The organism is Algoriphagus sp. (genome assembly GCF_039969895.1).
GTDB lineage: Bacteria > Bacteroidota > Bacteroidia > Cytophagales > Cyclobacteriaceae > Algoriphagus.
Genome location: NZ_JBDVMZ010000002.1, coordinates 1 through 1885 on the forward strand (window position 1 = coordinate 1; position 1885 = coordinate 1885).

1 protein-coding gene is annotated in these 1885 nt (G+C 45.4%); it reads right to left on the reverse strand.

Going from position 1 to position 1885, the window contains the following annotated elements:
- The coding region (locus tag ABJH64_RS00060) for a TraG family conjugative transposon ATPase (protein WP_348335234.1) at positions 1-1885 on the reverse strand (1885 nt) is incomplete at both ends.

Consider the following 1885-nt stretch of genomic DNA (forward strand, 5'->3'; position numbering starts at 1 on the left):
AGGATGGGGTGGTCCTTAATGTTGTCCAGTTCAAAGACAATAAAGCGTTCCTTGAGTAGATCCAGATTTTCTGAGGCATTCAGTAGATAATCGAATTCCCCGCCTTTATAATAGGGGCGAAGCACATACAGGAAATTTCCGATATCAAAGTCCTTTTCTTTGACCTGATCGGAAGTAAGTGCTTCCTGAAAATCAGATTGGAGATATTCGTAAAAACTGTTGAAACTTGGAAACAGGGATTTATCTGAATCCAGCTTTTCGTAATAGCCTTTTAAGGCATTGGAAAGGGCAACGTATTCACTTCGTCTGAACGTCTCATTGTCTTTTTTCCAAAGGGCAAGCAGTAGGGTTTTGATGCTTTCTTTCTTTTCGGTGTCCAGTTGGTCTTCTTCGGCTATAAAGAAGGGATTGAAACGGATAGGGTTCTTTTCATCGTAAGTGAAATAATAACCCTTGACCATGTCACAAAGTCCTTTGTAGGAATGCCCTACATCTACCAAGACCACATGAGTGCCCTGTTCGTAATAACTTCGTATTAAGTGGTTGGTAAAAAAGGATTTACCCGACCCGCTGGGACCGAGGATAAATTTATTGCGGTTGGTGCAGATTCCTTTTTTTACCGGTTCGTCGGAAAGGTCCACATGGATAGGCCTTCCGGTCTGTCTGTCTCCCAATCGGATACCAAATGGACTGATGGAATTTTGATAGCCCGTTTCCAGATTGAGAAAACAGGACGCTTGCTCGACAAAAGTGTCAAAGCTGTCATTCATGGGGAAGTCGGCACAGTTTCCGGGAATCCCTGCCCAAAAGAGCTGTGGGGCTCCTACGGTTTCTTCTTTAACAGAGGCTTCCATCTGGGAAAAGGCGGAGCCTACCTGCTTTTTAATCTCTGAAAGTTGATTTGGGTCTTCCGTCCAGGCCAGGATATTGAAATGGGCTTTGACCGGAATCCGTTGCTGGCCGATGGCTTCATTGAGAAAATCGTTGGTGGCATCCCGGGCAATGCAATTTTCTCTGCTGTAGTTGGCCAGAGACTGGAGCCGCAGCCGTTTGGACTCCAGTTCTTTGAGGGTTTGCTGCGTGTCACCGATAAAGAGGTACTGGTTGTAGATATGGTTGCATGGGAGCAGCTGTCCTAGGGAGGAAGCAAAACCCACACTGAATTTTGTGGTGTCCGTGCTGTATTTATCGTAGTTGATGCGGGAACCACAGAGCAAAGGAAGATCTTCGGTTTCATTTATGCTGAAGATCCTGCAGGATTTGTTTCCGATCTGAAGGTTGGGTTTGAAATTGATATCGGAAATCCAGATCGGTCTATCATCACTCGTCAGATTGCAGTATTTTTCAAGAATCCCTGCCTGAGTTTGATTGCTGTACAACCAATCCTCTTTCAGTCTGCTCAGGCTAACAAATCCACTATCGGATAGAATTCGCTCAAACTGTCCACAGGCATCCAGAAAATCAGGAAGTGCTTGGCGCAAGTTCAGTTCTTCAGGAATGATATGGGAGCGGAGTAGGGTGGAGAACAGACTACTGGATGGTTTCCTGTTTTTGGGTTTTAAGGTAAGAAACAGGTAGCATGAATGGTTGAGAAAAGGTCTTTCATGGAAAAAGCGCTCGCTGCTCCGGTTCAGGAAACTCTGGTTGTCTTTGCTGAAATCTGCCTGATGGCTGCTTTGGGTAAACCAATCCTGCTTATGGAGAATGCTGTTTAGGGGAAGGGTTTTAATCGCCTTGACCCATGCCTGATGAAAGGCTTCATAGTCCCGGTCACTGAGCGTAAAGATTTCAGGAAGGATTGCCTGATAGGCCACTGTGATATCCCCCATTTTGGAGAGGATACAGTCCTGCTCTATACTCAATATCGGAAAATGCTTTTCCAGTA